This window comes from Polaribacter dokdonensis (genome assembly GCF_024362345.1).
Classification (GTDB): Bacteria; Bacteroidota; Bacteroidia; order Flavobacteriales; family Flavobacteriaceae; genus Polaribacter; species Polaribacter dokdonensis.
Map to the genome: position 1 here is coordinate 823142 of NZ_CP101505.1, position 25890 is coordinate 849031.

At 29.0% G+C, this 25890-nt stretch carries 27 protein-coding genes; 16 read left to right on the forward strand and 11 right to left on the reverse strand.

From position 1 onward, the window contains the following. Positions 1-10: 10 nt before the first annotated feature. Together LPB302_RS03795 and LPB302_RS03800 are read left to right on the forward strand one after the other, a co-directional pair. Complete coding sequence (locus LPB302_RS03795; RefSeq protein ID WP_053974998.1) at positions 11-553, forward strand: hypothetical protein; 543 nt, start codon at positions 11-13, stop codon at positions 551-553. A 2-nt stretch (positions 554-555) separates the two neighbouring features. Further along, positions 556-1008, forward strand: coding sequence for a hypothetical protein (locus tag LPB302_RS03800; RefSeq protein ID WP_053974999.1), 453 nt, complete (start codon positions 556-558; stop codon positions 1006-1008). Positions 1009-1047: 39 nt separating this feature from the next. Here the strand turns inward: LPB302_RS03800 and LPB302_RS03805 are convergent, their stop codons facing one another. From LPB302_RS03805 to kdsB, 5 genes are all read right to left on the reverse strand, one after another. Then, on the reverse strand, positions 1048-1242 hold the full coding sequence (locus LPB302_RS03805; protein WP_053975000.1) for a hypothetical protein: 195 nt from the start codon (positions 1240-1242) through the stop codon (positions 1048-1050). A 121-nt stretch (positions 1243-1363) separates the two neighbouring features. Beyond that, positions 1364-1624, reverse strand: coding sequence for a hypothetical protein (locus tag LPB302_RS03810; RefSeq protein WP_053975001.1), 261 nt, complete (start codon positions 1622-1624; stop codon positions 1364-1366). A 24-nt stretch (positions 1625-1648) separates the two neighbouring features. After that, positions 1649-2275 (reverse strand): chloramphenicol acetyltransferase, encoded by a 627-nt coding sequence (locus LPB302_RS03815; RefSeq protein WP_053975002.1) that lies wholly within the window; start codon positions 2273-2275, stop codon positions 1649-1651. Continuing rightward, positions 2272-2964, reverse strand: a complete 693-nt coding sequence (locus LPB302_RS03820; RefSeq protein WP_053975003.1) for an HAD family hydrolase — start codon at positions 2962-2964, stop codon at positions 2272-2274. The genes LPB302_RS03815 and LPB302_RS03820 overlap by 4 nt, the downstream gene beginning before the upstream one ends. Beyond that, a complete protein-coding gene (gene kdsB, locus LPB302_RS03825) occupies positions 2957-3694 on the reverse strand; it encodes a 3-deoxy-manno-octulosonate cytidylyltransferase (protein WP_053975004.1) in 738 nt (245 codons plus the stop codon). The genes LPB302_RS03820 and kdsB overlap by 8 nt, the downstream gene beginning before the upstream one ends. 103 nt (positions 3695-3797) lie before the next feature. Here kdsB and LPB302_RS03830 point away from each other — a divergent pair, with 103 nt between their 5' ends. The 3 genes from LPB302_RS03830 to LPB302_RS03840 all read left to right on the forward strand — a co-directional run bounded on the left by LPB302_RS03830 (position 3798) and on the right by LPB302_RS03840 (position 6175). Continuing rightward, positions 3798-3968 carry a lmo0937 family membrane protein gene (locus LPB302_RS03830; protein WP_053975005.1) on the forward strand — a complete coding sequence of 57 codons (171 nt, stop codon included), beginning with the start codon at positions 3798-3800 and terminating at the stop codon, positions 3966-3968. A gap of 182 nt (positions 3969-4150) precedes the next feature. Then, positions 4151-5068: a hypothetical protein gene (locus LPB302_RS03835; RefSeq protein WP_053975006.1), complete on the forward strand. Its 918-nt coding sequence runs from the start codon at positions 4151-4153 to the stop codon at positions 5066-5068. Between the two features lie 177 nt (positions 5069-5245). Continuing rightward, positions 5246-6175, forward strand: coding sequence for a hypothetical protein (locus LPB302_RS03840; protein WP_143032723.1), 930 nt, complete (start codon positions 5246-5248; stop codon positions 6173-6175). Between the two features lie 2 nt (positions 6176-6177). Here the strand turns inward: LPB302_RS03840 and LPB302_RS03845 are convergent, their stop codons facing one another. Together LPB302_RS03845 and idi are read right to left on the reverse strand one after the other, a co-directional pair. Then, a complete protein-coding gene (locus LPB302_RS03845) occupies positions 6178-6591 on the reverse strand; it encodes a 6-pyruvoyl trahydropterin synthase family protein (RefSeq protein WP_053975008.1) in 414 nt (137 codons plus the stop codon). Next, positions 6584-7102 carry an isopentenyl-diphosphate Delta-isomerase gene (idi, locus tag LPB302_RS03850; protein ID WP_053975009.1) on the reverse strand — a complete coding sequence of 173 codons (519 nt, stop codon included), beginning with the start codon at positions 7100-7102 and terminating at the stop codon, positions 6584-6586. Before idi ends, LPB302_RS03845 begins: the two co-directional genes overlap by 8 nt. 122 nt (positions 7103-7224) lie before the next feature. On the opposite strand from idi, the gene LPB302_RS03855 reads away from it, so the two are divergent. Next, positions 7225-7920 carry a peptidylprolyl isomerase gene (locus LPB302_RS03855; protein WP_082329789.1) on the forward strand — a complete coding sequence of 232 codons (696 nt, stop codon included), beginning with the start codon at positions 7225-7227 and terminating at the stop codon, positions 7918-7920. Here the strand turns inward: LPB302_RS03855 and LPB302_RS03860 are convergent. Further along, the gene (locus LPB302_RS03860) at positions 7917-8510 is read right to left on the reverse strand and encodes a hypothetical protein (RefSeq protein WP_053975010.1); all 594 of its coding nucleotides are present in this window, start codon (positions 8508-8510) and stop codon (positions 7917-7919) included. The two genes, LPB302_RS03855 and LPB302_RS03860, sit on opposite strands and share 4 nt — an antisense overlap. A 116-nt stretch (positions 8511-8626) precedes the next feature. Here LPB302_RS03860 and LPB302_RS03865 point away from each other — a divergent pair, with 116 nt between their 5' ends. From LPB302_RS03865 to LPB302_RS03910, 10 genes are all read left to right on the forward strand, one after another. After that, positions 8627-10219: a peptide chain release factor 3 gene (locus LPB302_RS03865; RefSeq protein WP_053975011.1), complete on the forward strand. Its 1593-nt coding sequence runs from the start codon at positions 8627-8629 to the stop codon at positions 10217-10219. 4 nt (positions 10220-10223) lie between these two features. Further along, the gene (locus LPB302_RS03870) at positions 10224-11792 is read left to right on the forward strand and encodes a hypothetical protein (RefSeq protein ID WP_053975012.1); all 1569 of its coding nucleotides are present in this window, start codon (positions 10224-10226) and stop codon (positions 11790-11792) included. A gap of 20 nt (positions 11793-11812) precedes the next feature. Further along, positions 11813-12742, forward strand: a complete 930-nt coding sequence (locus tag LPB302_RS03875) for a peptidylprolyl isomerase (RefSeq protein ID WP_053975013.1) — start codon at positions 11813-11815, stop codon at positions 12740-12742. Positions 12743-12866: 124 nt separating this feature from the next. Then, on the forward strand, positions 12867-14543 hold the full coding sequence (locus LPB302_RS03880; RefSeq protein WP_053975014.1) for a response regulator: 1677 nt from the start codon (positions 12867-12869) through the stop codon (positions 14541-14543). Beyond that, on the forward strand, positions 14536-16239 hold the full coding sequence (locus tag LPB302_RS03885) for an ATP-binding response regulator (RefSeq protein WP_053975015.1): 1704 nt from the start codon (positions 14536-14538) through the stop codon (positions 16237-16239). The genes LPB302_RS03880 and LPB302_RS03885 overlap by 8 nt, the downstream gene beginning before the upstream one ends. A 144-nt stretch (positions 16240-16383) precedes the next feature. Beyond that, the gene (locus LPB302_RS03890) at positions 16384-18072 is read left to right on the forward strand and encodes a response regulator (RefSeq protein WP_053975016.1); all 1689 of its coding nucleotides are present in this window, start codon (positions 16384-16386) and stop codon (positions 18070-18072) included. Continuing rightward, positions 18065-19750 carry a response regulator gene (locus LPB302_RS03895; protein ID WP_053975017.1) on the forward strand — a complete coding sequence of 562 codons (1686 nt, stop codon included), beginning with the start codon at positions 18065-18067 and terminating at the stop codon, positions 19748-19750. Before LPB302_RS03890 ends, LPB302_RS03895 begins: the two co-directional genes overlap by 8 nt. A gap of 77 nt (positions 19751-19827) precedes the next feature. Beyond that, positions 19828-20973 carry an ergothioneine biosynthesis protein EgtB gene (egtB, locus tag LPB302_RS03900; RefSeq protein ID WP_053975018.1) on the forward strand — a complete coding sequence of 382 codons (1146 nt, stop codon included), beginning with the start codon at positions 19828-19830 and terminating at the stop codon, positions 20971-20973. After that, complete coding sequence (locus tag LPB302_RS03905) at positions 20974-21921, forward strand: L-histidine N(alpha)-methyltransferase (protein ID WP_053975019.1); 948 nt, start codon at positions 20974-20976, stop codon at positions 21919-21921. Between the two features lie 4 nt (positions 21922-21925). Next, positions 21926-22600, forward strand: a complete 675-nt coding sequence (locus LPB302_RS03910) for an aspartate/glutamate racemase family protein (protein WP_053975020.1) — start codon at positions 21926-21928, stop codon at positions 22598-22600. 21 nt (positions 22601-22621) lie between these two features. On the opposite strand, the gene leuB is transcribed toward LPB302_RS03910, so the two are convergent. From leuB to leuD, 3 genes are read right to left on the reverse strand one after another with little or no spacing between them, the layout of a single operon-like run. Then, a complete protein-coding gene (gene leuB / locus LPB302_RS03915) occupies positions 22622-23677 on the reverse strand; it encodes a 3-isopropylmalate dehydrogenase (protein WP_053975021.1) in 1056 nt (351 codons plus the stop codon). A gap of 27 nt (positions 23678-23704) precedes the next feature. Then, a complete protein-coding gene (locus tag LPB302_RS03920) occupies positions 23705-25228 on the reverse strand; it encodes a hydroxymethylglutaryl-CoA lyase-like TIM-barrel protein (protein ID WP_053975022.1) in 1524 nt (507 codons plus the stop codon). A 20-nt stretch (positions 25229-25248) separates the two neighbouring features. Then, the gene (gene leuD, locus LPB302_RS03925; RefSeq protein ID WP_053975023.1) at positions 25249-25848 is read right to left on the reverse strand and encodes a 3-isopropylmalate dehydratase small subunit; all 600 of its coding nucleotides are present in this window, start codon (positions 25846-25848) and stop codon (positions 25249-25251) included. Between the last annotated feature and the right edge of the window lie 42 nt (positions 25849-25890).

Genomic DNA, 25890 nt, shown 5'->3' on the forward strand with positions numbered 1-25890 from the left:
CTAAATAATAATGGAAAACGAAATAAGAAATAGCGAAAATTTTATTAATAGTAAATTAAGGAATAAAAAACCTTTTTCTACTCCTGATAATTATTTTGATTCTTTAGAAGATAGGTTCTCTGCAAAATTAGCAGAAGATAAATTCTCTAAAGAAAATCCTTTTAAGGTTTCAGATACTTATTTTGAAAATTTAGAGGATGATATTTTTGCAAAAATTGTATCAGAAAAGAAAGAAGTAAAAGTTATTTCTTTAAAAGATAGATTATTTAAAGTAATTCCTTTTGCAGCTGCAGCTTCTGTAGTTCTATTTTTAGGATTAAATACTTTTAATTTCAGTACAGAAAACACAGCTAGTTTAGATAGCCTTTCTGATGATGATATAGAGTATTGGTTAGATTCTAATACATTACATACTTCAGACATTGCCTCTGTTTTAGAAGAAGACATTTTAGATGAAAATGCTTTTTATTTTGCAGATATTGAAGATGAAAGTATAGAAGATTACATTAACACAGATGATAATAGTTATTTATTAAACGAATTAAAAGAATAAAGATGAAGAAATTTTTAACCTTAATGTGCCTAAGCATATTTTTTAGTTGGTCTTTGTCTGCGCAAAAACCTAGTGAAAGCAGAGAAAAAATAAAGGCTTTAAAAATAGCATATTTAACAGAGCAATTAAATTTAACGCCACAAGAAGCAGAGAAATTTTGGCCCATATACAATGCACATGATGAAGAGCATAATTCTTTGCGTTATAAAACTAGATTAGCTTACAAAAAAGCAATTGAGCAAAATAAGAGTGTAGATAATATTTCTGAAAAAGAAGCTCAGAAAATAATACTACTTAAACTAGAAACAGATAAAAAAATATACGAATCTCAAAGCAAATTCATTGCTAAGATTAAGAAAGTTTTAAGCTATAAAAAGATTATGAAGTTACAAGTTGCTGAAATGGAGTTTGGCCGAAAATTAATGAGGAAATACAAACGTAAACGTAAAGAATAAAGTCATAAAAAAAGGAAGCAAATTTGCTTCCTTTTTTTTCTATGCTATAAGAGGTAAACAATAGTTTAACTCAGGTTTATTTGCTGTAAAGTGTTTTAACCATATAGAAAGCTCTTTAATTTCGTATGGCAATAACCTTTTTAAAGATTTTTCCAACTCTTTACAAAACAACTCTGAATTAAAACTTACCTTCATTAAAATAGTTTTAGTGTATTCAAACATTGCTCTGGCCATAAGTAAAAAATTTTAACAGTTATAAAACGATTATTATTAAACTTTATTGTTATCAAATTTAAATAAAAAACCAACATTTTTAAAAATGTTGGTCTTAAAATTTTACTTAAAAAATGTTAATTTAAATAGTATTAATCTTTTCAACTAATGCTCTTGCCTTAGTTTCTAATTCTTGATTAATCTCTTTGTAGTGTTTTTTATTATTTTCTACATTTTTAGCGTGAACCTTTGCAATTAAAGCATCGAAAGTTTCAATTGCTTCATCTATAATTTCATCACCTTTTTTAGGTTCGTTTTTTAATGTTGATACGTCTAATGCATACTCAATAACATCTCCTAAAACGTAATTAATATCTTTCTTTAAGTTTTTTATACTTGCCATTACTTATAAATTTAAAGTGCAAATTTAGGTGTTTTTATCTAATTGGCTTTGATATTCTTCAAAAAATAAACCAAGATGATAACCATCTACTAATGCATGATTTACTGTGACTGCCACAGGCATTTTTAATTTATTGTGCTCTATAAATGTTTTTCCGAAAGCAAGTTTGGGAATACTATCATCTTTTTGACCAGAAACTGGCTCTTTATGACTTGTAAAAGAAAACCAAGGCAAAGCAGAACAATACATACAATCGTCTGAATTTATTGGTGGAAATAAATCTGTAGAATTTAAAATACGATGCTTCTCTTTTTGAAAATTATCATTAAATATTTTAAAATCCTTATGATATTTTACAAATGAAAATCCAAAGGTATTATCTGGTCTTGCAATTGTTGCAGAAGCATGAATTACATCATATATCGCAATTTTATCATCATGAATTCTATATTTAAAGTTTTCTATAGTATTTAAAGCTGCTAAACATGCATGTAAGTACACCACAAAGAAAGCACAATTTTCCTCTTTTGCTTTATTATAAGCGTTGGTAACATCTACATTAACTGTAACTGCAAAAGAAGGATTTACTAAACTTTTAAAATGATTGAAGTGTTGCTTTCTATTCCAACTCTCAATATCTAAATACTTCATAAAATAGCTGGTAATTCTTTTATACTGGCTAAGGTTTTATAGTCTTCGTTCTGTTTTTCTTGTTCAGTAACTTCTTCATGCATCCAAGTTGTATGAAATGGAATATGAATAGCAGAAGCACCTATTTTAATCAAAGGAAGCACATCAGACTTTAAAGAGTTACCTATCATTAATAATTCTGATGGATTTATATCTAAGTGTTTTATTAGTTTCTGATAATCTTTTTCTTTCTTATCACTCATTACCTCTATGTGATGAAAATACTTTAAAAGATTAGACTTTTCTAGTTTTCTTTCTTGATCTAATAAATCTCCTTTTGTGGCTACAATGAGTTTGTATTTGCCTTGTAGAGCTTGTAAAACCTCTTCAATACCTTCTAAAAGCTCAATAGGTTTTTCTAACATTTCTTTACCTATTTCTAAAATAGCTTCAATAGTTTTGGGTTTAATATTGTAGTTAGATAGTTCTAAGGCACACTCTATCATAGACAATACAAAACCTTTAATTCCATAACCATAGAAATGTAAGTTTTCAATTTCTTTTTTAAATAACTCTTGGTCTATTTTATTCTTGGTTTCGTACTTAGAAAGTAATTTAGCAAAGGCTACCTCAGCATCTCTAAAATAAGTTTCATTAACCCATAAAGTATCATCTGCATCAAAAGCAATTACTTTGATTTTATTATTCATTGTCTTTTAGAATATTAATTGCTTTTTCCAAATCTTCTGGTGTATCTATACCTATTGATTCTACTGTTGTTTCTACCATTTTTATCTTTTTACCAATTTCTTGATAACGAATGGCCTCTATTTTCTCAGCAGCTTCTAAGGGTGTAATTGGTGTATTATAAAAATCGATTAAGGCTTGTTTTCGAAATGCGTAAACACCTTTATGTTTGTAGTACTTTACATCAACTTCTTTATCTCTATGAAAAGGAATAACACTTCTAGAAAAATAGATAGCCATATTATTAACATCTGTTATTACCTTTACATTGTTAGGGTTTTCTATTTCTTCAATAGCTGTCATTTGTACTTTTAATGAAGCTAAATCTACAGCATGCACTTTATCATCTTTAAAAACCTGTATCAATTTGGTTAAAGATTCTGTATCTATAAAGGGCTCATCTCCTTGTACATTTACAACAACATCTACTTCTAAATTTTCTACAGCCTCAGCAATTCTATCAGAACCACATTCGTGTTCTTTTTTACTCATTATTGCTTTACCATTGGCATCAACAATAGTTTTGTAAATAACATCTGAATCTGTAACTACATAGACCTCATCAAATAAATTGGTATTTAAAGCAGCTTCATAGGTTCTTAAAATTACAGGTTTACCTCCTAAAATCTTCATCAACTTCCCTGGAAAACGAGATGCTTTATAACGTGCAGGAATCATTGCAATTGTATTCATAGTCTACTTATAAAATATCATCAAAGATAATATTAAAATGGATAGCGTTAATTTTCAGCTTCGAATATTTATAATTTTGAGATGAACTAAAAAACAAAAAATTATGAGAAGTATATTATGGTTAGTAGCAGTTATTTGTATTATTGTATGGTTATTAGGCTTTTTAGGTCTTGCACCAGGTCTTGCAACAGGTAATTTAATTCACATTCTATTGGTTGTAGCAATTATTGCAGTTTTATATAATTTAATTTCAGGTAGAAAACCTTTGGGTTAATATATCATATTACATAAATATAAAAGTCTAAATTAATTTTTAGGCTTTTTTTGTTTTGATAAAAATCATGTCTCTATTCACAAATGTTAAAATTCAATATAAATAACGATTAACTATTTACTATATATTTTAAAGCTCCTTTTTTATGTATTTTTGTATTATTCAATTTATTGGGGAGTAAAGTGAAAAAGCTTAAATTTCTTATTGTAATTATTCTATTTTTCTGCATCAATACTTTTGGTTCAGAAAGAACTTTATACGTTGATAATTTTAGTAATATTTTAGGTAATCCTGGTAAAGAAAATAAACTACTACTGTTTGCAAAACGCAATAATTTTAAAACATTAATACTATATCAATTAAACAAAGTTGATAAGCGTTGGTCTTTAACAGATGCTTCTAAGAACACCATTCTTGCAGACTTTATATCTAAAGCTAAAACAAAATACAGCATACAAAATGTTGGAGCTTCAGGAGAAAGCGCAACTTTTTTCACAAATAGAATAGACCCCTATAACAATACCAGAAAGAACAGCGATGAAAAGTTCGATGTTTATAATTTAGAGTATGAATATTGGTCTAAAAACGCCTCTAGTGATGATGGTTATTATTGTGAAAACTATTTAAGAGACAATAATTTATCTTGTACAAGAGCAGGTTCTTTTCAATATTTTGTAAATAATTTAAAAGAATTGAATGCATTATCATCTAAAAATAAGCATAATATTAAGATTGAAGCTTATTTAGCCTATTTCTCTAAAGAAGAAATGAAAGTTATTAATGAACTGTGTGATAGAGTAATTATTCATGCTTATGGTAAAAACCCTAAAACTGCTATAAATTCTGCTACAAAAAGCTTAAAATTAATAATGAACCTAAATAGTAGTATTAAAACTTCTATCCTCCTTTCTACACGAATGAATCATATGGGTTATTGGTTTAAGCATAATAGTTTGGGTAAAAGCGAGTCGCTATTGTTTAAAGAAATGAATGGTAAAAGCATTAATTTAAGAAAACAACTCAACTTAGATGGTTTTAGCTACCAAACCTATTCTTACCTAGAAAAAGCTATGAATTACTATTCATATAGCCAAAATTAAGTTTTAAGTTTTTAAGTAAAGACTCATTAAACACTAAAAAATCTAAATCGTTTTAGATTTAAAAATGTAATTTTTATTGCTATTATTTTGATTATAAGTTTATTATGACTATATTTAAATAATTGCTTAACTATTTTGTGAAGCAGATAGCCAAAAATTAATTACATCCCCCACCTTATGTATACTAAAAAAAGTATTCTTCTATTTTTATTGATATCGTTATCAATACCTTTATTTTCTCAGCAACGCATTTTGTATGTAGATAATTTTAAGTCTATTCTTGGTGATGAAGATAAAGAACACAAACTTCTTTCATTTGCAAAAGCGAACAATTTTTCTAGTCTTATTTTATATGAATTAGATAAGATTGATAAAAAACTATTTCACTTAGCAGACAATAGTAAAAATGCTGTTCTTGTTGATTTTATGGTGAAAGCTAGAAAACACTATGGAGTGTCAGAAATCGCTGCTTCTGGTGAAAGTGGAGGTTTTTTTATAGATGAAATTGCACCTTATAATGCAGGCAGAACAAATCCTGATGAGAAATTCGATGTGTATAACTTAGAGTATGAATATTGGAAATACGATGCCTCTAGTCTTGGTGGTTATTACTGTGAAAACTACTTGAGAAAAAACGGAATACCATGTAATAGAGAAGGCAGTTACAACTATTACAAAGAATCTTTGTCTATAATGAAATTACTGGCTGAAGAAAGCAACACTAAAATTAAAACTGAAGCATATTTAGGTAATTTTCACTCAAAAGAAATTCATAAAATTAGCGAACATACTGATCGAATTTTAGTAAGTGGCTATGCTGATACACCTGAAAAAAGTTTTACTATCGTAAAAAAATTATTAAAAATAATTTCTACTTGTGTTTGTAAACCAGAAGTTTCAGTTATTTTTTCTTCGGAATTAGAGTATATGAAAGGATATTTAAATTATCATTCCTTAGATGCTGTAGAGCAAAAGTTTATCAAATTAATGAAAAAAAACAAAATTTATGATAAGATAAACTTTAAAGGTTTTACCTACTACAATTACTCTTATTTAGAAGACGCTATAGAAAATGAAACGTTTAGACGAACAGGAATAAGAAAATGAGATTAATCTCCAGAATAACTCACAAAATTTCTTGGAGTTTCATAAAGTGTAATCTTTAGATCTAAATGGTTAGGTAAATGTTTTCTTAATTTATCATAAGTAACTACACAAATGTTTTCTGCTGTAGGATTTAATTCTTGAAATTCAGCAACTTCAACATTTAGATTTTTATGATCAAAACATTCTTCAATTTCAGATTTAATAAGATTTTTTAAGATTCCTAAATCGTAAACATAACCAGTATCTTTATCAATTTCTCCTGTTAAAGAAACGATTAATTCATAGTTATGACCATGAAAGTTTGGATTACTACACTTATTAAAAACTTCAAAGTTTTTGTCATCAGACCAATCTTTTCTATATAAACGATGTGCAGCATTAAAATGTGCTTTTCTATGAACTGTAACTTTAGGCATTTGTAAGTCTTTTATAAGATTCCTTAAATATTATTTTAAACCATTCAGTGTAAACATCTGGATTTTGGGCAATATCACTCTTTACATCTTCTAAAGGCATCCATTTATAATCTGCAACTTCATCTGGATTTATAGTAGGTTTCTCTTCGTAATTACCAATTAAAACATGATCTAATTCATGTTCTGTTAATCCATTATCAAAAGGTGCTTTATAAATAAAAGAAAACACTTCTTTTAAATCTGTAGTAAAACCCATTTCTTCTTGTAATCTTCTTCTACCAGCTTGTACATTGCTCTCTCCTAATCTTTGATGAGAGCAACAAGTGTTGGTCCATAATAAAGGCGAATGGTATTTATGAGCAGCTCTTTGTTGCAACATTAACTCTCCTTTTTCATTAAAAACAAATACTGAAAATGCTCTGTGTAAAACCGCTTTTTCATGTGCTTCCATTTTTGGCATTGTACCAATTTGATTGTCGTCTTTATCAACTAAAATCACTCGTTCTTCCATATCTACAAATATACTGCAATCAATAACCTTAAAAAATTAAACTTTTTATAAAATCATCAAATATTTCTATTCTTTTATATTGATGATTTATATTTGAAGCCTATTTATTAAATTCAATTACATTGAGATTTATTTTAAAGCCTTTACTTCTCTTAATAGTTTTCTTCTTATATCAATGCAATGCTGCACCTGAGCAAAAAACTTCTGCAAATAAAGAAAAGGTAATTGATGTTAAAAAACAAGAAGAGAAAAAAATAGAAAAATCTTGGGATAGCTTAAATAGATTTAATGCTGAAGCATTTTTAACGGCTTATGGTAAAGAAAATCCTGAAACTAAAGTTGTTATAAAAACCAAATTTGGCGATATAAAATTACGTCTGTATGAAGATGTACCTGTTCACAGAGCTAACTTTATCTTTCTTACCAAAATTAAATATTTTAATACGACAGTAATTTATAGAGTGGCAAAAAACTTTGTGATTCAAGGTGGTAATTCTGATAATTTATACACTCAAAAACAACGCAGAAAGTATGGTAATTATTTGTTAGAACCAGAATTTAGAAAAAACAGAAAGCATAAATATGGAGCTTTAGCAGCAGCAAGACAATGGGAAAACAATCCAAATAAATTATCTAGCCCTTTCGAATTTTACATGGTACACAAAAGAAATGGAGCACATCATTTAGATAATGAACATACTGTTTTTGGTGAAGTTGTCTCAGGCTTTGATACTTTAGATAAAATATCTAAAGTAAAAGTAGGTGTAGATGAATGGCCTGTAAATGATATACCTATGACTATAGAAATCTTAGATTAGTCGTTTGCTAAAACCTTACTTAAAACTTCTTGTGGCAATAACTTTGAAATAATGTCTAATTTTAAGCTATCAATAGCTAAATATTTCCATTCAGTTGTTCCATCATAAGAAATAGCTATAATAGTTTGATCTACTTTTACGCTAAAAAACTTAGTTTGTTCATTAAATTTCACATTCTCTGCTCCATATTGTTGATCAAATTTTAATTTTAAAGCATATAATAATTTATCGTCTAAACCTAATGCTTTATTATCATCACCTAAAACTCTAATTTTTTGATTTCCTGTAATTTTTAAAATTGAGTAAAACTTATCTTTAACCTGAAAAACTTCTGAGATATCTAAAACTTTAGGAAGCTCAGAATCTATCTGCATTTTTGGATTATTAAAAGTAGCTTCCATAACTGCAACCAATTGCTCTTTGGGTACAATTTCAAACAACTCTTCTGCTGTAAATTGCAAGGACTTCTGAAAATCTTTATCTAGCAGCGCTTGCTGCATAGTTATAAAACGCTCTTTAATCAATTTATTTTGAGCATTAAAAGTGCTAATACTTAAGAACAAAAAGGCAAAAAGAAGTACTTTTTTCATGAGTTTTAATTTATAAAATCTGCCAAATATATAAAAATCTACCTACAATACATTTGAAATAGTTATCATTGACAATTGACTTTGTAAAATGTATCTTTGCACCTCAAATTTTGTAAATGAGTTTTTTAAAAGAAATAGCACGTAGAAGAACATTTGGTATAATTTCGCATCCAGATGCTGGTAAAACTACTCTAACAGAAAAGTTACTTTTATTTGGTGGTGCTATTCAAGAAGCAGGTGCTGTTAAGAATAATAAAATTAAGAAAGGGGCTACTTCAGATTTTATGGAGATTGAGCGTCAAAGAGGAATTTCTGTTGCTACATCTGTACTTGCATTTATTTACAAAGACAAGAAAATAAATATTTTAGATACTCCAGGTCACAAAGATTTTGCTGAAGATACTTTTAGAACCTTAACTGCTGTAGATAGTGTTATTGTAGTTATTGATGTTGCAAAAGGTGTTGAGCCTCAAACTGAAAAGTTAGTAGAAGTTTGTAGAATGAGAAGCATACCAATGCTAGTTTTTATCAATAAACTAGATAGAGAAGGTAAAGATGCTTTTGATTTATTAGATGAAGTTGAGCAAAAGTTAGGTTTACGTGTAACTCCTATGAGTTTCCCAATTGGTATGGGTTATGATTTTAAAGGAATCTACAATATTTGGGAAAAGAAACTAAACTTATTTTCTGGTGATAATAAACAAACCATTTCAGAAGGAATTGAGTTTGATGATTTATCTAATCCAGAATTAGACAAAGCTGTTGGCGAAATTGCTGCAAATACGCTTCGTGAAGAAATAGAATTGATAAGCGAGGTCTATCCAGATTTTAATCAAGAAGAATATTTAAAAGGTGAATTACAACCTGTATTTTTTGGTTCTGCTTTAAATAATTTTGGAGTTAAAGAATTATTAGATGCATTTATAGAAATTGCTCCTTCTCCTCAACCTAAAAAGGCAGAAGAACGTTTGGTAGATTCCAAAGAAAATAAAATGACTGGTTTTGTGTTTAAAATTCATGCAAATATGGATCCTAAACACAGAGACAGATTAGCTTTTATAAAAGTTGTTTCTGGTACTTTTAAGAGAAACTCACCCTACTTACATGTTAGAAATGGCAAAAAGGTTAAGTTTTCTAGCCCAAATGCATTTTTTGCAGAAAAAAAAGAAATTGTAGATGAGTCTTTTCCTGGTGATATTGTAGGTATTCACGATACTGGAAACTTTAAAATTGGTGATACCTTAACTGAAGGAGAAGATTTAAACTTTAGAGGAATTCCAAGCTTTTCTCCTGAGCACTTTAGATATGTAAATAATGCAGACCCAATGAAATCTAAACAACTTTACAAAGGCTTAGATCAATTGATGGATGAAGGTGTAGCTCAATTATTTATTTTAGAAATGAATGGTAGAAGAGTTATTGGTACTGTTGGTGCTTTACAATTCGAAGTTATTCAATACAGATTAGAACATGAATATGGAGCTAAATGTACTTACGAAAACTTAAGTGTCCATAAAGCTTGTTGGGTAGAACCTAAAGATGCCAAAAGTGAAGAATTCAAAGAATTTAAAAGAGTTAAACAACGTTATTTGGCTAAAGATAAACAAGGTCAACTAGTGTTTTTGGCAGATTCTGCATTCACTATTCAAATGACGCAAAGTAAATATCCGAACGTAAAGTTACATTTCACCAGCGAATTTAAAGACTAATCTTATGAAAAAACTGCTATTTGTATTCTGTATTATTAGTTCTTTAAACGGACTTTCACAAGACTTTAATTTATCTAATTTACAAGGTAAAGAACTTAATAATAATATTAGATTAAACTATATTTTAGTTAATCAGCCAGTAGACCAAGTTAATTATCAGTTAGAACCAACAATGGGTTTTGTTGGTTTAAATTATAATATACCTTTAAATGATTGGTTGTATACAGGTGCAGGGTTTCATACTGCAATTACAGGAGATCAAGGAGGTTTATTTACCTTAGGTGTAAATTTAGGTGTAAATTTTCCCTTATATAAGAACTTATATTTTGATGCAAATGTTCACTTTGGTGGTGGAGGTGGTTATAGAAGTTTAGTAAATGGTGGAGGAATCATATATCCTAATGCTGGTTTACAATACAAAACCAATAAATTTTCTTTCGGCGTTCAATATGGTTATGTAAACTTCTTTACAGGAATTCAAAAAAGTGATAATGTTTCCTTTTTTATAGAAATACCTACAACAATAAGAACAAGCTCTTATGCAAACTCTCATAAAACGTATACTATTGATAGTACTGAGGATGATGAGTTTTGGCAAAAGCCTGCAGTAAAAAGTGTACAACAGATTACTTTTGACTATTTTTTTCCTGTTGGAAATTCAAGAACAGATGCTAGTACAAATCCTAGATATCAACAAATAGACAATACTTTATCTATTTTAGGATTTGAATATCAAAGATATTTAACAGATGATACTTTTATTTATGCACACGTAGATGCTATGTATTCTGGTTTAACAGCTGGTTTTATGGATTTATTTTTTGGAGTAGGTAAAAACTTTATTGAAACTAAATATGTAAACTTTTTTGCTAAAATGGGTATTGGAGCTGCAGGAGGTAGAATTTTTCCTGAAGGTGGTTTAACAGCCTATCCAAATGCGGGTGCAGATATAAGATTAACAGATAAGTTTGGATTGAGTGTGCATGGAGGTTATCATAGATCTATTGGAGGTGTAGCAAGTTTTCAAGCGTATACTGCTGGTTTTAGCTTAAAATATTATGGTTTAAGTGGAGGTGTTACAGACCCTTTTTCTGGAGAAAAAGCAAAAACAATTAGAGCACAAGGCATACAAATTATAGCTCAAAATCAAACCTATTTTGATGTTGCAAAATTCGGAATTCCAGATAGTGATTTACAGTTAATAGGTATAAAAATACTATATGATATCAATAATAGATTTTATTTAGCAGGTGAAGCTTCGTTTGCTTACGAAGGTGAATCTGGAGGTTATGCTCATGGTGTTTTTGGCTTAGGTATTAAAAGTAATAAATTCTTTAATGAAAAAGTATCTACCTTTTTAGAAATGTCTGCAGGTGTTGCAGGTGGAGGACGTGTAGATTCTGGAGAAGGTATTTTAGTTAGGCCAACTGCAGGTATAAATTATCATGTAAATAATGATTTATCTTTTCATGTTTCTGGTGGACAAATGTGGTCTCCTTTTGGAGATGTAAACTCAACAAATATAAATATTGGTTTAGCCTATGGCTTATCAATTTTAAATGCAAAAAAATAATAACGATTAAATAAGTAACAATGAATAACGGAATTTACGCAAAATTTAAAACACCTAAAGGTGAAATATTAGTACAATTAGAGCATGAAAAAGCACCTGGGACTGTAGGTAACTTTGTTGCCTTAACAGAAGGTAATATGGATAATGCTGTAAAGCCTCAAGGAACTCCTTATTATGATGGTTTAAAATTTCATAGGGTAATTCCAGATTTTATGATTCAAGGTGGTTGTCCTCAAGGAACAGGTACAGGTAATCCTGGTTATAAATTTGATGATGAATTTCACCCAGATTTAAAACACGATGCTCCTGGTAAATTAGCTATGGCTAATTCTGGACCAGCAACAAATGGAAGTCAATTTTACATTACCCACGTACCTACCCCATGGTTAGATGGTAAGCATACTGTTTTTGGAACTGTTGTTGAAGGACAAGATGTTGTAGATGCAGTTGCTCAAGGAGATGAAATGACTGTAGAGATTATTAAAGTTGGTGATGAAGCAGAAAACTTTAATGCAATTGAAGCTTTTAGAACGTTTGAAGGTGCCAGAGAAAAAAGAGAAGCAGCAGAAAAAGCAAAACAAAAAGAGTTGTTAGACTCTGTAGCTGCAGGTTATGATGAGACTGAAAGCGGTTTACGTTACAAAATTTTACAAAATGGAGAAGGTAAACAGGCTACAAAAGGTGCAGGCGTTTCTGTACATTATAAAGGTCAATTACTAGATGGTACTGTGTTCGATTCATCTTATAAAAGAAAACAACCTATAGATTTTAATGTTGGTGTTGGTCAAGTAATTTCTGGTTGGGATGAAGGAATTCAGTTATTAAAAGTAGGTGACAAAGCTCGTTTTGTAATACCATCTAACTTGGCTTATGGAGCACAAGGTGCAGGTGGTGTAATACCACCAAATGCAACATTAATTTTTGATGTAGAACTAATGGATGTGAAATAATTTAGAAAATATTTTTACACTTGAACTCCTTAAATCGACCATTTAAGGAGTTTTTTATTTTTATAAATTATTTTTACCTATATTAGGGCATCTTTAATTAAGAACATGATACTCCCCCCATATTATGTCAAATAAACTTTCAATTTCCTTTAGGAAAGCAACATCTAGAACTGCTGTTCTATTTTCTCTTATATTTCTAAATGGATTTATTTTTTGCTATATCACTGGTATTACAACCTACAGAAATTATCTATTACTTTTTAGTGCTGTTTCATTTTCGGTTGTTTTTTTAACTAAATTAAAAAATACCTTAATACCAAGAATAGTATTACTTGTTACACTTTATTTAGGCATCTTTTTTTATTCTTTAGTTTACGGAGCCAGTGGTTGTGTAGAAATATTCCTTTTAGTAATTGTAGGTATGGTTTTTGGAATGTTTTCTTATGAAAAAGAAAAATGGTACATATACTTTTTTGCAGTTATTACTTTGGTTATTTGGCTAACACTTTATTTAAACGATTTTACGATATCAGGAATAGCTCAATTAACAGAAGCTGAAAGAAATTTTATCTATCTAGATGTAATGTTTTGCTTGTTACTTTCAGTGGTTATTCAATTATACAATTACCATCGTTTAAACTATGAGTTTCATCAAAATATTAAAGAAATTCAAAAACAAGCATCAAAAGATGCAGAGGAAAAAACGAATTTCTTAAACACAATGAGTCATGAAATTAGAACTCCTTTAAACGCTATTAACGGTTTATCCTATATTTTAAAAACAGAAAATCCTGAAGATCATCAAATTAATTACATCAATTCTATAGAATATTCTGGAAAGAACCTTATGAACATGCTAAATAATTATTTAGAGTTTAGTAAGTATCAAGGAGATATGATTGAGTTAGAAATAAGATCATGTACCATACAAGAAATCATTAAAGAATTAGCCATTCAATATGAAGTTGAATGCGAAAATAAAGGGATTCTATTTGAATTAAATCTAGATGAAGACATTCCTGATGTGCAGTTAGATGAAGATAAATTCATTAGAGTAATAGACAATTTAATGTCTAATGCTATCAAGTTTACAAAAAACGGTTTAATTTCTTTAAGCGTAAAAGAAAAAACTCAGAATACCAATACCTCTGAAATAGAGATTATTGTAAAAGATTCTGGACTAGGAATATCTAGCACAAAACAACACCTAATCTTAGATAAGAACGACTATATCTACTCTTTAATTAAAAATGATAATAAAATTGGCCTTGGGTTACCTATTGTAAAACACATTTTAGAGTTAATGAATAGTAAACTATCTATAAAAAGCAAACTTGGTTTAGGTAGCTTATTTCAATTTACACTTGAGCTACAAAAATCATCTTTAGAAGTAGACGAAAATGAAGCTTTAGAAAAGGAAAATAAATTAAAAATTATAGGAAGAAGAGTACTGATTGTAGATGATAACAATCTAAACATTTTAGTTGCTCAAAAATTTCTGGAGAAAGAAGAGTTGATTGTAGATTCTGCAAATAATGGTTTGGAAGCTGTAGATAAAATGAAAGCAAAAGATTTTGATTTGGTTTTAATGGATATTCATATGCCAAAATTAAATGGATTTAAAGCCACAGAAAAAATCAGGAAATTTAATACTAAAACACCAATATATGCAATGTCTGGTTCTGTTTTAGATGACATTAAAGAGGAGTTGCAATATTATGGTTTGAATGGTTTAATTACCAAACCCTTTAAACCAAGTGAGCTTATAGAAACCTTAAAAAACAATATAGGCTATGAATAATATTTTAGGAACAAGAATATCTACAAGAAGATTCGATTTGCTAAAAGCCTATTTGTATATAGGTACAGCCATAGCTAGTTCATTTTGGTTAGTTAGTTTTTATATAGATAGCTACTACCTTCGTTTTCTATTTACCATATGTGTTGCACTCTGTTTTACATCTTTATATTTTCTATATAGAAAACCTAAAGTTGCTAGAATGATTTTTGTTATTGATTATTTTATTACAGTGATAGTATGTACACCATTAATTGGTAAAGAAGGTATGTTCGATATTTTTTACGGGTTTTATTTTCTGTTAATCACTCTTTTATTTTCTTTTAGAAAAGAAAAAAAACATATCATATTTTTCTTTGTAATAACAAGCATAGCTTGGGTTTCTCTAATTGCTTGGAATTATGTTGGTCTAAACCTTGCTGAGATTGCACCAGAAAATGCTTCTAAGTACTTCTACCCTATTACGTTTTTAGGAAATTTTATTTTCTTATCCTCTACACTAGTTTCTTTTTCTCAAAAAAATTCAAGGTATTCCAAGATTGTAAATGATAAAAAAAATGAAGCTCTAAAAATTTTAAAATTAAAAAACATATTCTTGAATGCGATCAATGAGGAAATTAGAGAACCTTTAAATTCTATTATTGGCTTAACACACATTTTAAAAGAGAATAATCCAAGAAAAGATCAAGAAGAATACTTAAAATCGTTAAACTCTTCTGGTGTAAGTTTATTAGAGTTATTTACTAATGTAATAAATATAAATACCTTAGAATCTAAGAAGGTTAGTCTTAATAATTCATCTACAGATTTAAACGCATTAATTGCTAATATTGTACAAATACACAAAACAGCTTGTGGCCAAAAAAATGTAAATCTAACTGCGAAAATAAATCCTAAATTTCCAAAGATTTTAATTGATCATGTTAGATATCAACAAATTCTAAATAATCTTGTTTCTAATGCAGTAAAGTTTACAAATGAAGGTGCAATCTCTATCAAAATAAAAATAAAGAAAAAAACAAAAAACACAATCACCTTTTCTACAAATGTTATAGACTCAGGTATTGGAATTTCTAAAGATAAATTAGGATTAATTTGGCAAAATTTCACACAGGCTTCTAACTCAACTTCTAGGCTTTATGGAGGTTCTGGCTTAGGTTTACCTATTGTAAAAAATATAATTAAAAGTATGGGTGGCGAAATTCAGGTAGAAAGTACACCAAATAAAGGTTCTCATTTCTATTTTGATATTACTGCCAATTTAGATAAGCCTAAGAAATTAAGAATAAGAAAAAATAAGAAGGCCAAAAAATCGAATGCAATAGCTTCTCAAGAAATAACCAACAAGAGAATATTAGTTACAGATGATAACAAAATTAATATTCTGGTTCTTAAAAAAATATTGGAAAAAGAAAATGCAATTGTAGAAGAGGCTTACAATGGATTAGAAGCTGTAGAAGCAGCAAAAGCCATTAAGTACGACTTAATTATTATGGATTTGAATATGCCAATTATGAGTGGAGAAAAAGCCATAGAAAACATTAGAAAGTTTAACAAAAATATTCCTATAATAATTATTACAGCCTCTAACAGTTTTAATTTAGAAGATTTTAAAAATCAGAATATTAGCTATACTATTCGTAAACCATTTGTTCCTAAAGATTTACTACAAAATGTAAAAAAAGCAATTTTATCTTAAGTATGATTTTGTAACAATATTATTCAAAAATTGGCTAATCAAACAATTACATAAATTATTAGTTCTTTTTTAGATTTTTTGTTAAATTTAACCAACCCAACAATTATCATTAGTCACCTGATTAATGTAGCGTAAATATAATCAATGTCAAATACCAGAAAAAAGATTCAATCTAAGCGACTTATTCGCAATTTATATAGATTGAGTATGTTTGCTGCAGTTTTTGGAGTTTTAGGTTTCATTTTTGGTCTTTACTTAGATTTAGAATATTTAGCTCTTTATCATCTTGTAAGTGCATTTGCCTATTTAGCAACTGCATTATTGGCTAAAAAACAACAGCTATTAATAGCAAGAGTTATATTTTTTCTATTTATTAATTTAGGTATAGCTGTTACCTCTTCTTTTATTGGCAAACCTGGTAGTGTAGAGTATTTATTTATGAATGCTATTGCACTTCCTTTTATGATGTTCTCTTTTAAGAAAGAAAAGAGATTTGTCTATTTTTTTGCTATTCTTTCAGCAGTTTTATGGGTTATTTTAAATGCCACAGATTTTAATTTATTTACAACTAATCATTTAGATCCATCAGTTGCTGCCAACTTAATATATCCTGTTTCTTGCATAACATTAGTTGTATTTGTGTTTTCGCAAATGCAATATTTTTCTAAAACTAACATTAAACATTATTCTAAGATTTACTCCAAAAGAGAATACGCTTTAGAAGCTTCTGAGGCTAAATCTAAGTTTTTAAGCACCATGAGTCATGAAATTAGAACTCCTTTAAATGCGGTTATTGGCTTGTCTCATATTTTAAATGACAATAATCCAAGAGAAGATCAAAAAGAGAATATTGAAGCTTTAAATTATTCAGGTAAACTATTACTTAATTTACTTAACAATGTATTAGATTTCAGTAAAATGCAATCTACTGATATCCATTTAGATAAAATTCCTACAAATATTGAAGCAGCCGTTAAACAATTAAAGAAAATTCATCAACCTTCTTGTGATAGAAAAAACATTAAACTCGATGTTAAAATTGATAGTAACTTACCTTTAGTTCTTATAGATGTAGTTCGTTTTAACCAAGTATTAAATAATCTGCTTTCTAACGCAATTAAATTTACTCATCAAGGAAAAGTAAGTTTAATCATAAAAAGAAAAAAGTCAATAGTAAATGAAATTATTCTTCATGTAGAAGTTAGAGATACAGGAATTGGAATACCAAAAATTAAGCAGACAAGTATTTGGGAAGCATTTACACAGGCTTCTAGCTCAACAACAAGAATTTATGGAGGTACAGGTTTAGGCTTACCTATTGTGAAGAGTATTTTAAATGCAATGGATTCTAAAATCAAGATTTTAAGTAAAGTTGGTAAAGGAAGTAGATTTATTTTTGATTTAAAATTAGATAGTGCAGAAGAAACAGATATCGTTACAGGCAATGATAAAAAAGAGTTTGATTTTGAAGGCAAAAAAGTATTATTGGTAGATGATAATTTAATTAATGTAATGGTTGGTAAGCAAATTTTAGAAAAAGCAAAATTATCTGTTGCTGTTGCTAATGATGGTTTACAGGCCGTAAATCAAATGAAAGAAAATCATTTTGATATTGTACTTATGGACATTCAAATGCCAATAATGAATGGATATACAGCTACTGAAGAAATTAGAAAATTTAATTCAACCACGCCAATTTTAGCTTTATCTGCAGCTGTTTTTATGGAAATAAAAGATAAGGTTCGTAATTGTGGTATGAATGGTTATGTATTTAAACCATTTAACCCAGAAGATTTATTAAAAGAAATAGAAAAATTCACCAAAGATGTTTAATTACAAAGGACATAAAACATCACAGAGAAGAATAAACATGATATATACCATGTGCAATGTTGGTATGTTATCCTCTTTATTTTTTGCTGCATTTTCATATTTTATAGATGGCTATGGTATTTCTTTGTTTTTAATTTTTTTAGCAGCTGTTTATTTATTTGCTGCAAGTATTACTAAAATTAAACCAACAACAGCTAGGCTTATCTTTATTACCGCCTTTAATTTAAGTGTGGCTATAATAGCTTCCTATTTTGGTAAAGGTGCTAGTTTCGAGTTAATTTTGATGTATGCAATTGGGCTATCATTTATACTATACAGTTATAGAAGAGAAAAAGAATTGGTAATTGCCTTCTCTATTCTACCAGTAATTCTTTGGATTACCTTATTCTTTACCGACTTTGAATTATTCAAAAATACCTCTGTAAATCCAGATACTATTAGAAATGTAATTTATCCAATTTCTATATTAACCACCTTAGCCTTAGTATCATTTCAGTTAGGTTATTATGTTTACTTAACAGTTGGTTTTAATAAAGGTATTCACAATAAAAAGCAAGAAGCTATAAACGCTTCAAATGCCAAAACTAATTTCTTAAGTACTATGAGTCATGAAATTAGAACACCTTTAAATGCTGTAATTGGACTGTCTCATATATTAGGAAGCAATAATCCAAGAGAAGATCAAAAGCAAAATATTGAGGCATTGAACTACTCAGGAAAAATACTATTAAACCTACTAAACAATGTTTTAGATTTTAGTAAAATGCAATCTTCAACAATAGAATTAGATCATGTACCAACTGATTTAACCTCTGCTTTAAATCAAATTAAAAAGATTCACGAAACAAGTTGTATTCAAAAAGAAATTACAATGCATCTTTTTATAGATGATGAAATACCTATTGTTTGGTTAGATATTGTAAGATACAATCAGGTAATTAATAACCTAGTAACAAACGCCATTAAGTTTACAAAAAATGGCTCTGTTACTCTTAGAATTAAAAAAGAAGAAATAAACGATACTAAAGTAAAAATTCTTACTGAAGTTATAGATACAGGTATTGGTATTCCAAAAGACAAACATGATACAATTTGGGAAGCATTTACGCAAGCATCTACAAGTACAAATCGTTTGTATGGAGGCACAGGTTTAGGTTTACCAATTGTAAAAAATATTGTTGAAGCTATGGGTTCTACTATTCATATTGATAGTGAAATTGGTAAAGGAAGTAGATTTCATTTCGAAATAATTTCTAAAATAGCGTCTACAAAAGATTTAGAAGAAAGCAATAAAGTAAGCTCTTATAGCTTTGATAAAAATAGAATTCTTTTGGTAGAAGACAATCAAATAAATATCATGGTTTGTAAACAAATTCTAGAAAAAGAAAATCTTATTGTAGAAACTGCATTAAATGGTTTAGAAGCTGTAAATATGATTAAAGAAAATTCCTATGATTTAGTATTAATGGATATTCAGATGCCAATAATGGATGGTTATACTGCAGCTACAGAAATTAGAAAATTTAACAAAACAACACCTATTTTAGCGCTTTCTGCCTCTGTGTTTATGCAGGTAAAAGATAGAATTCATAAAAGTGGAATGAATGGTTTTATCTTTAAACCATTTGATCCAGAAGACCTACTAAACCAAATACAACAAAATATAAATCCAACTTAAAAAAAAACGCTTTAGAGCTACTTTTTTTACAAATAAAGTACATCTATATTCTTTAATTATATTTATTTTTGAGTCAGATGATAAATATTATTAAGAATTATAAGAGTGTTCGAAATCACACAGAATACCTCTGTAGCTTTTTAGAATTAGAAGATTTTACACCTCAATCTGCAGCATTTGCAAGCCCTCCAAAATGGCATATAGCTCATACTACTTGGTTTTTTGAACAAATGATTTTATTGAAGTATGATAAAAATTATACTGTATATAATAAAGAGTTCTCCTATTTATTTAATAGCTATTACAATACAATAGGTAAAAGAATTGCAAGACATGAAAGAGGTTTACTCACAAGACCATCCGTTAAAGAAGTTTTGGATTACAGAAAGTATGTAGATGAAAAAATGCTAAGTTTACTGAGTAAAGAAATTAAAGAGGTCAATACACTTACAATACTAGGTTTAAATCACGAGCAACAGCATCAGGAATTATTGTTAACCGATTTAAAATATACATTTTCTAAAAATCCATTATACCCAGTTTACAAAAATGAAAATTATGTAAATGACACAAATTCTCATGAAGGTTGGCTAGAAATAAAAGAAGGAATTTATGAAATTGGTCATAATTCTGATACCTTTTGTTTTGATAATGAATTAGGCAAACATCGCGTTTTTTTAGAACCTTTTAAAATCTCTAAAAGTCTAGTAACCAATAAAGAATACTTAGAATTCGTAAAAGATAATGGTTATAAAAACTCAAAATATTGGTTAGATGATGGCTGGCATTGGTTGCAAGAAAATAAAATTAGTAAACCTTTATATTGGGAACATATAAATGATGTTTGGTATCAATATACGTTATCTGGTTTGATAAAACTAGATGACAATGCAATTGCTTGTCACCTATCATTTTATGAAGCATCAGCATTTGCTTTTTGGAAAGGAATGCGTTTACCTACAGAATTTGAGTGGGAAACAGCTGCTAATAATTTAAATTGGGGACAAAGATGGGAATGGACGAATTCTGCCTATTTGCCTTACCCAAATTTTAAAATAAGTGATGGAGCTGTTGGAGAATACAATGGAAAATTTATGATAAACACCATGGTTTTAAGAGGTGCTTCTAGTGCAACCTCAAAAAATCATAGTAGAACTACCTACAGAAACTTTTTTGCCCCAAATACTCAGTGGCAATTTACAGGAATAAGATTGGCTAAATAAATGAAAGAGAAATTTAAAAAAGATGTAAACGAAGGCTTGAGCAAGACATCTAAAGCATTACCTTCTAAATATTTTTACGATGCAATTGGAGATCAAATTTTCGTAAAAATTATGCACATGCCAGAATATTATTTAACAAGAGCTGAGCACGAAATTTTTAAAAATAAAACAAATGAAATCATTACATCTTTAAACATAAATAAAGATATTAAATTTGATATTATCGAACTTGGTGCAGGAGATGGAATTAAAACCAAATTACTTTTAAGAGATTTAGTAGAAAAAGAATATCAATTTAAATATTTACCTATAGACATCTCTAAAGATGCCTTAAACAACTTAAAAACTAGTCTAAATAAAGAAATTAAAACTTTGGAAGTAGAAACCAAGCAAGGTGATTACTTTAATGTTTTAGATGATTTAAAATCGCATAAAAACAAAAAAATTATTCTATTTCTTGGCTCTAATATAGGAAACATGTCTGATGATGAAGCCAAACAGTTTCTTGAAAAATTAGGAAATGCTATGCATAAAGAGGACATAATTCTTTTAGGTGCAGATTTAATCAAAAATAAAGACATTGTACTACCTGCTTATAGTGATGAATCTGGAGTTACAAAAAGCTTCAATTTGAATTTATTAACACGTATCAATAAAGAATTAGAAGCCAATTTTGATGTAGATAAGTTTAATCATTTAGCAACTTATACAGAAAGTGAAGGCATAGCCAGAAGTTTTTTGGTGAGTAAAGAAAGACAAGAGGTAGAGATTAAAAGTTTACAGAAAAGCTTTCTGTTTGATAAGGATGAAAAAATTCATACAGAAGATTCAAGAAAATATAATAATGAGATTATAGAAGGTTTATTGGCAAATACTTCCTTAAAAATTTCAGGTAAACTTAGTGATAGCAATAAATATTTTGCTGATTATATTTTAACTAAGAAATAAAAAAATGAATACAGTAGTTGGTATTTTGGGTTTAGGAGTTCGTTCTACAAACTTCTATTCAAATCAATTACATCAAAAGATGCATAATTATTATGGTGATTATCACACCTTTCCTTTTTTAAATTATCAAATTGATTTTAATCGATTAAATCCATATTTGCCAAATAATTTCGAAAAGCTAATACCTAATGTAAACATAATTTTAAAAGAAATTGAGAAATTTAAAGTTCAGCATTGGCTTGTTCCAAACATTACTTTACATGAAACTTTAGATAAAGTAAATCATAATGTATCACTACTTCATCCTATAGAACTAGCAATCAAAAACTGTATTGAAAATAAAATTACCTCAGTTGTAATTTTAGGAACCAATTACACTATGCAATCTGAATATTTATCTTTTAATTTTAAAAATGCGAAAATAGAAGTTAAAAGCATTTCAAATGATGATAAAGAGTTAGTAAATAACCTAAGAATTAAAATTTACAATTCTGAAGAGTCTAGTTTGGATATGAAAAACTACAAGAATTTAATTTCGAAATATTCTTTAGATTCTCATATAATAATAGCTTGCACAGAATTATCATTACTAACCAGCAATCTAAAAAATAAGAAGATATTAGATTTAGCTCAGTTGCAAATCAATGAAGCCTTTAATACCTTTCTAAAAACTAAATAAGTATTAAAGGCCTTTATTATTTTAGATATTTTTTGCTAGCCAATCACCAACTTCAGAAGTACCATAAGATTTACCATTTTCAGATAAATCTTCAGTTACAATCCCTTGTTCTAAAGCACTATTTACAGCATCTCTAATTGCTTTACCTTCTTCTTGAAGACCAAAGTTTTCGAACATCATTGCTGCAGATAAAACAGTAGCCATAGGGTTTGCAATATTTAAACCAGTTGCTTGTGGATAAGAACCATGAATTGGCTCAAACAAACCAATATCTGAACCTAAAGATGCACTTGGCATTAAACCCATAGAACCAGAAATTACAGAAGCTTCATCTGTTAAAATGTCTCCAAATAAATTCTCGGTAATTAAAACATCATAACTATTTGGCCATTGCACAAGTCTCATTGCAACTGCATCTACAAACTCATAAGAGACCTCAACTTCTGGATAATCCTTTTCCATAGCTTGCACAGTTTCTCTCCATAAACGAGATGTTTCTAAAACGTTGGCTTTATCTACACAACATAATTTTTTATCACGAGTCATGGCTAATTCAAAACCTTTTTTAGCCAATCTTTGCACTTCAGCTCTTGTGTAAACACAATTGTCAAAGGCTGTTTCACCTTCATCTCTTCTACCCTTTTCACCAAAGTATATTCCACCTGTTAATTCACGTAAAAAAACTAAATCTGTACCTTCAATTCTTTCTCTTTTTAAAGGTGACTTATCTAAAAGTGATGGAAAAGTAAATGTTGGCCTAACATTGGCAAATAAGCCAAGTTTTTTACGCATTTTTAATAAACCTTGCTCAGGACGTACTTTTGCTGATGGATCATTATCAAAACGTGGATGCCCAATTGCACCAAACAACACAGCATCTGAAGCCATACAAATATCATGAGTTTCATCTGGATAAGGTTCTCCAACAGCATCAATAGCAGCTGCACCTGTTAATGCTGGTTTCCAATTAATTTCATGATTAAATTTCTCTGCAATTGCATCAGAAACTTTTACTGCTTGATCTATAACTTCAGGGCCTATTCCATCTCCTGCTAATAAGGCTATATTTAATTTCATTTTCTGTTCGCTTTTAGCTTGTTTACTTTAAATAATATTCAACATTTTCTCTGTAGCTTTTATTGCAGATACTGTTTGATCTGAATCTAAACCATGAGTAACAAATTCTTTTTTATCTCTGCTCCAAGTAATAATTGTTTCACATAATGCATCAGAATTACTTCCAGGAGGAATTCTAACAGCGTAATCAATCAACTTTGGTAAATCTTTTTTACTATGAGTTTTATATAGTTTTTTTAAGGCGTTCATAAAGGCATCAAACTGTCCATCTCCTTGAGCATGTGCTTCATACAAAACACCTTCTACTCTTAACTGTAAAGTTGTAGATGGTTTTAAACCTCTTGCATGCCCTAAAACATAATTTTCTACAACTACTCTTTTTTCTATAGTGTTAGAATCTAGAACATCAGAAATTATATAAGGCAAATCTTCTTGAGAAACCACTTCCTTTTTGTCTCCTAATTCTATAATTCTTTGTGTAACTTTTTTTAGCTCATCATCATTTAAACTTAATCCTAAATCTTGTAGATTCTTTTGAATGTTTGCTTTTCCTGATGTTTTACCTAATGCATATTTACGTTTTCTACCAAAACGTTCAGGCATTAAATCATTAAAATAAAGGTTGTTTTTATTATCTCCATCTGCATGAATACCTGCTGTTTGCGTAAATACATTTGCACCAACAATAGGTTTATTTACAGGAATTCTAAAGCCTGAAAAAGTTTCTACTAACTTACTTACTTTGTTTAAAGCTTTTTCGTTAACATTTGTAGAGACTTCATCACTCAAAAAATCGTTTATCACTGCAATAGCACTTGCTATTGGTGCATTTCCTGCACGTTCACCCATTCCATTTACTGTTAAATGTAAACCATGAGCACCTGCTTTAATAGCATTCATAACATTTGCAACACCCAAATCATAATCATTATGACCATGAAAATCAATATGTAGTTTTGGAAATTTCTGATGAACTTCTGCAATAAAATTAGTGGTTTCTTCTGGTGTTAAAACGCCTAATGTATCTGGTAAAAGAAGTCTTTCTATATTTTGAGTTTGAATAAAATCTAAATATTGAAAAACGTATGCTTTAGAATTACGCATTCCATTAGACCAATCTTCTAAATAAACATTAGTTTGTATACCATTTTTGGCTGCTAAATCTATAGTAGCTTTTATATCTGCAAAATGTTGTTCTGGTGTTTTTTTAAGTTGATGAGTTAAGTGATTTAAAGAACCTTTAGTCAGTAAATTCTGAACTTTTGCTCCAGATTCTAGCATCCAATCTATAGACTTTCCACCATCAACAAAAGTTAATACTTCTATTTTATTTAAAACATTTTGTGATGCAGCCCAAGTTGTAATTTTTTGAACAGCTTCTAACTCTCCTTTAGAAACACGTGCTGAAGCAACCTCTATTCTATCAACCTTTAACTCTTCTAGTAAAAGTTTGGCAATAGTTAGCTTTTCTGAAACTGAAAAAGATACTCCAGAGGTTTGTTCTCCATCTCTTAGAGTTGTATCCATTATTTCAATATTTCTTACAGCCATTACAATAATTTAGAAATGAATTAAAATGGTCTTGTTTCTGCAAAAGCAGAGATTTCATCTTCGATATTTTTTAAATAATCGATATCGTCAAAACCATTTAACATATTGTCTTTCTTGTAAGTATTGATTTCAAACGGTTCTGACTCACCTGTAGCCACTAAAGTAACAGTTTGATTTGGTAAGTCAACCTTAATTTCTGTGTTAGGATCAGCCATTATTGCATCAAATAATTTATCTGCAAAAACACCTGTAACTTGCACTGGTAAAACACCAACATTTAAACAATTATTTCTAAAAATATCTGCAAAGAAAGAAGAGATTACACATCGTAATCCAAAATCATAAACAGACCAAGCTGCATGCTCTCTAGAAGAACCTGAACCAAAGTTTTTACCACCTACTAAAATTTTAGAACCTGCATAAATTTCTTTGTTTAAAGGAAAATCTGCTTTTGGTGATCCATCTTGATTGTACCTCCAGTCTCTAAAAAAATTATCTCCAAAACCAACTCTTTCTGTCGCCTTTAAAAAACGAGCAGGAATTATTTGATCTGTATCTACATTTTCTATTGGTAATGGATATGCTGTGCTTGTTAAAACGTCGAATTTATCGTAAGCCATTGTTTTATGCTTTTAGCCTTTAGCTTTTAGCTGTTGGCAGTA

What these genes read in the sequence shown, in the direction of transcription:
- LPB302_RS03800 (WP_053974999.1), top strand. Translation starts at nt 556, where the DNA reads ATGAAGAAATTTTTAACCTTAATGTGCCTAAGCATATTTTTTAGTTGG.
- LPB302_RS03905 (WP_053975019.1), top strand. Translation starts at nt 20,974, where the DNA reads ATGAAAGAGAAATTTAAAAAAGATGTAAACGAAGGCTTGAGCAAGACA.
- LPB302_RS03805 (WP_053975000.1), bottom strand. Translation starts at nt 1,242, where the DNA reads ATGGCCAGAGCAATGTTTGAATACACTAAAACTATTTTAATGAAGGTA.
- LPB302_RS03830 (WP_053975005.1), top strand. Translation starts at nt 3,798, where the DNA reads ATGAGAAGTATATTATGGTTAGTAGCAGTTATTTGTATTATTGTATGG.
- kdsB (WP_053975004.1), bottom strand. Translation starts at nt 3,694, where the DNA reads ATGAATACAATTGCAATGATTCCTGCACGTTATAAAGCATCTCGTTTT.
- LPB302_RS03910 (WP_053975020.1), top strand. Translation starts at nt 21,926, where the DNA reads ATGAATACAGTAGTTGGTATTTTGGGTTTAGGAGTTCGTTCTACAAAC.
- LPB302_RS03865 (WP_053975011.1), top strand. Translation starts at nt 8,627, where the DNA reads ATGAGTTTTTTAAAAGAAATAGCACGTAGAAGAACATTTGGTATAATT.
- LPB302_RS03860 (WP_053975010.1), bottom strand. Translation starts at nt 8,510, where the DNA reads ATGAAAAAAGTACTTCTTTTTGCCTTTTTGTTCTTAAGTATTAGCACT.
- LPB302_RS03820 (WP_053975003.1), bottom strand. Translation starts at nt 2,964, where the DNA reads ATGAATAATAAAATCAAAGTAATTGCTTTTGATGCAGATGATACTTTA.
- LPB302_RS03880 (WP_053975014.1), top strand. Translation starts at nt 12,867, where the DNA reads ATGTCAAATAAACTTTCAATTTCCTTTAGGAAAGCAACATCTAGAACT.
- idi (WP_053975009.1), bottom strand. Translation starts at nt 7,102, where the DNA reads ATGGAAGAACGAGTGATTTTAGTTGATAAAGACGACAATCAAATTGGT.
- LPB302_RS03840 (WP_143032723.1), top strand. Translation starts at nt 5,246, where the DNA reads ATGTATACTAAAAAAAGTATTCTTCTATTTTTATTGATATCGTTATCA.
- LPB302_RS03885 (WP_053975015.1), top strand. Translation starts at nt 14,536, where the DNA reads ATGAATAATATTTTAGGAACAAGAATATCTACAAGAAGATTCGATTTG.
- LPB302_RS03795 (WP_053974998.1), top strand. Translation starts at nt 11, where the DNA reads ATGGAAAACGAAATAAGAAATAGCGAAAATTTTATTAATAGTAAATTA.
- leuB (WP_053975021.1), bottom strand. Translation starts at nt 23,677, where the DNA reads ATGAAATTAAATATAGCCTTATTAGCAGGAGATGGAATAGGCCCTGAA.
- LPB302_RS03920 (WP_053975022.1), bottom strand. Translation starts at nt 25,228, where the DNA reads ATGGCTGTAAGAAATATTGAAATAATGGATACAACTCTAAGAGATGGA.
- leuD (WP_053975023.1), bottom strand. Translation starts at nt 25,848, where the DNA reads ATGGCTTACGATAAATTCGACGTTTTAACAAGCACAGCATATCCATTA.
- LPB302_RS03870 (WP_053975012.1), top strand. Translation starts at nt 10,224, where the DNA reads ATGAAAAAACTGCTATTTGTATTCTGTATTATTAGTTCTTTAAACGGA.
- LPB302_RS03845 (WP_053975008.1), bottom strand. Translation starts at nt 6,591, where the DNA reads ATGCCTAAAGTTACAGTTCATAGAAAAGCACATTTTAATGCTGCACAT.
- LPB302_RS03815 (WP_053975002.1), bottom strand. Translation starts at nt 2,275, where the DNA reads ATGAAGTATTTAGATATTGAGAGTTGGAATAGAAAGCAACACTTCAAT.
- LPB302_RS03890 (WP_053975016.1), top strand. Translation starts at nt 16,384, where the DNA reads ATGTCAAATACCAGAAAAAAGATTCAATCTAAGCGACTTATTCGCAAT.
- LPB302_RS03810 (WP_053975001.1), bottom strand. Translation starts at nt 1,624, where the DNA reads ATGGCAAGTATAAAAAACTTAAAGAAAGATATTAATTACGTTTTAGGA.
- LPB302_RS03895 (WP_053975017.1), top strand. Translation starts at nt 18,065, where the DNA reads ATGTTTAATTACAAAGGACATAAAACATCACAGAGAAGAATAAACATG.
- LPB302_RS03875 (WP_053975013.1), top strand. Translation starts at nt 11,813, where the DNA reads ATGAATAACGGAATTTACGCAAAATTTAAAACACCTAAAGGTGAAATA.
- egtB (WP_053975018.1), top strand. Translation starts at nt 19,828, where the DNA reads ATGATAAATATTATTAAGAATTATAAGAGTGTTCGAAATCACACAGAA.